A 2,918-nucleotide genomic window follows, 5' to 3' on the forward strand; every position below is an offset into this window, starting at 1 on the left:
TGCCATGCCCGGTGGAGGCGGATCGCAGTGTCTGGATCGGCCCCGAACGCTTCGAGGTGCCCCGCTTCGACAACGTCGAAGAATTCGTGTCCGCGCTGGCGCGCAAGGGCCTGCTGGAGCGTGACCCGGTGGTCTCGCGCGCGCTGCAGGGCGCGCGCCAGCGGCTCGACGAGCGCAGCATCCAGCGCCACTTCGCCGAGGTCACCGGCCTCGGCCTGAAGGCCTTCCAGCAGATCGCCCGGGCCCACGAGGCCGCGCGGCTGCTGCGCCTGGGGCAGGCACCGTCGCAGGTGGCCGCCGAACTCGAGTTCACCGACCAGGCCCACCTGACGCATTCGCTCAAGCGATTCCTCGGGCAGACGCCGCGGCAGATCGCCAGGCACCCAGGCGCTGCGCAGGGCTGAGCGGCTGCGGTCAAGCCGCCCGGATGAGCGCCTGCGCTTCTTCCATCATCTCCCGCACGATCTCGGCCGCCGGCTGCACCCGCTTGATGAACTTCACGCTCTCCGAGCCGGCCGGCAGCCCCATCTCCTCGAAGTCGCCGGTCGTTTCCGGCGTCGGCACGATGGCGCTGAACTTGGGCATGCTGTAGTTCTGCTTCAGCGTCAACGGGAACAGCAGCGTGCTGCCGATGACGGCCGGCGGCGGCGGCGGGTTCGGCACCTGCCCTTCCCTGCCGGCCCATTCATCGACGACCCGGTTGCGCAGCACGCGGTACGGCCGCCCGGGGTATTCCGGCCCGAACAGCGTGGTCGTGACGGTAGCGTGCCCGCGGGCTTCGACGATGCGGCGCTTGTATTCCGGATGCGCATGCGCCTCGCTCGACGCGACCAACCGCGTGCCCACCCAGACGCCATCGGCCCCGTGGGACAAGGCGTCGACCACGCCCTGGCCATCGGCAATGCCGCCCGAGGCCAGCACCATCAACGGCCGCACCGCGTGGACCACCTGCTGCAGCAGCTTCAGCGTGCGCGTGCCGCTCTTGTTGTGTCCGCCCGCCTGCGAGCCCTGGGCGATCACCGCATCCATCCCGGCGGCGCCCGCCTCCAGCGCCTGCGGCACCGAGGCCACCTGCATCCACACCCGGGCGCCCGCCGCATGCAGCCGGTCGACCCAGGCCCGCGGCGGCACGTTCATGTGGAACACCACCAGGCGCACCCGCTCGGCGATGCAGACATCGATGTGCGCCTGCGTCACCAGCGGTCCGAACGCCGAGTCGTCGAAGATGAAATCCACGCCGAAGGGCCGCGCCGTCATGGCCTTGATCGACTGGATCAGCGCCTGCGTGCCGGGCGGCGGCTCGATGCCATTGCCCAGCACGCCRATGCCGCCGGCGTTCGACACCGCCGCCACCAGCGACGGCAGCGCGACGAAGCCCATGCCGGCACCGACGAAGGGATGGCGCACGCCGTAGCCACGCGTGAGCCGGGTGTCCAGGCTGGGCGGGTGGTGGCCACCGAAGGCCAGCTCGGTCTCGGCACGGGCCGGCCCGGCAGACAGCGCCGACCCGCCCAGGCCGGACAACAGCAGCAGGCGCCGGCGCTGCGACGCGATGTCATGACTCATGTGGAGGCTCTCCCTGCAAGCGCCTCATTCTGCTCACGCTGCGGGGCGGCGCCATCCACATGAATGACGATGGGCCCGGCCGGGTTGCGCCTCGCTCCTCACTCCGTCATCACCACGACGACGCGCGCGTCGGCCTTGCTGGTGGACAGGTACACGTGGCCGACGCCGCTGTCGAAGTAGGCCGACTCCTGGCGGGCGAGGTCGACCACCTCGCCGGTCTCGAAGTGGATGCGCACGCGGCCCGACAGCACCATCACGAACTCCTGCCCCGGGTGGCGGATGTAGTCGGGGAACTGCGCCATCTGCCGCGCGACGACGATGCCGTGCAGCGGCGTCATGCGCTTGGCCGGGAACGCGGTGGCGAGCATGCGGTAGTCGTAGTTCTCGGCGTCGTAGCGGGGCGCGGCGTCCAGCGTGGTGCGCACGACCACCGGCCGGCGGCCCGCGGCCGGCACCGCTTCGGCGCGCGGATCGAACAGCGAGGCGATGTCCACGTCGAGCGCGCGCGCGACCGCCGCGAACTTCTCGTAGCTCACCGAGATCTGGCCGAGCTCGATCTTCGACAAGGTCGACAGCGCGACGCCCGAGCGGGTGGACAACGCCCCGAGCGTCAGCCCGTGCCGCTTGCGGATGGCCCGCAGGCGCTCGCCGACGCGCTCGCGGTCGGGCAAGGCGGCTGCTGTCGTGCGGGCGGGCGGACGGCTCGTCGTTCGAAGCTTGGGCATCGTTTCTGTTGCAGGGGTTGCCGGCACGATTCTCGCATGTGAGAATTCTCGTATGAGAGAATTTGATGTCGCCATCGTCGGCGCCGGCATCGCCGGTGCATCGCTTGCCTGGCAGCTGGCCGGCGAGCGCAGCGTGCTGCTGCTGGAGCGCGAAACCCAGCCCGGCTACCACGCCACCGGCCGTTCGGCGGCCATGTTCATGGAGAGCTACGGCCCGCCGGCCGTGCGTGCGCTGACGCGGGCCAGCCGGGCGTTCTACGAGACGCCGCCGGACGGTTTCACCCAGGCTCCGCTGCTGGCGCCGCGCGGCGTGCTCTACCTCGCCACGCACGGCCAGGAGGCCCTGCTGGACGCCATGCAGCGCACGCTGGCGGCCAGCGGCAGCGTGCTCGATCGGGTGGGCGCCGATGCGGCGCTGGCCCGCGTCGGCTGCCTGCGGCCCGACGTGGTGCACGGCGCGCTCCACGAGCCGGGTGCGCAGGACATCGACGTGAACGCGCTGCACCAGGGCTTCCTGCGCGGCATGCGCGCCCGCGGCGGCGAGCTCCGCACCGGCGCGGACGTCATCGCCGCGCAGCGCAGCAACGAGCGCTGGACGCTGCGCCTGGCCGACGGCGAGGCCGTGCA

Annotated in this window: 4 protein-coding genes; 2 read left to right on the forward strand and 2 right to left on the reverse strand. The window is 71.6% G+C overall.

Annotation, left to right across the window (positions count from 1 at the left end; all coding sequences use genetic code 11):
- The coding region (locus AC1D01_RS28000; RefSeq protein WP_477872230.1) for a helix-turn-helix domain-containing protein at window positions 1-404 on the forward strand (404 nt) is incomplete at its 5' end.
- Window positions 405-414: 10 nt separating this feature from the next.
- Here the strand turns inward: AC1D01_RS28000 and AC1D01_RS28005 are convergent.
- Together AC1D01_RS28005 and AC1D01_RS28010 are read right to left on the reverse strand one after the other, a co-directional pair.
- Window positions 415-1,566 (reverse strand): NAD(P)H-dependent flavin oxidoreductase, encoded by a 1,152-nt coding sequence (locus AC1D01_RS28005; protein WP_477872232.1) that lies wholly within the window; start codon window positions 1,564-1,566, stop codon window positions 415-417.
- Window positions 1,567-1,664: 98 nt separating this feature from the next.
- Complete coding sequence (locus AC1D01_RS28010) at window positions 1,665-2,291, reverse strand: helix-turn-helix domain-containing protein (protein WP_477872234.1); 627 nt, start codon at window positions 2,289-2,291, stop codon at window positions 1,665-1,667.
- Window positions 2,292-2,343: 52 nt separating this feature from the next.
- On the opposite strand from AC1D01_RS28010, the gene AC1D01_RS28015 reads away from it, so the two are divergent.
- Window positions 2,344-2,918: NAD(P)/FAD-dependent oxidoreductase (locus tag AC1D01_RS28015; RefSeq protein WP_477872236.1), on the forward strand; the 575-nt coding region annotated here is incomplete at its 3' end.

It is taken from the genome of Rhizobacter sp. P3_B12, assembly GCF_056402895.1.

Bases quoted from the DNA above. Each gene is read 5' to 3' on its own strand.
- AC1D01_RS28010 (WP_477872234.1), bottom strand. From the start codon at position 2,291: ATGCCCAAGCTTCGAACGACGAGCCGTCCGCCCGCCCGCACGACAGCA.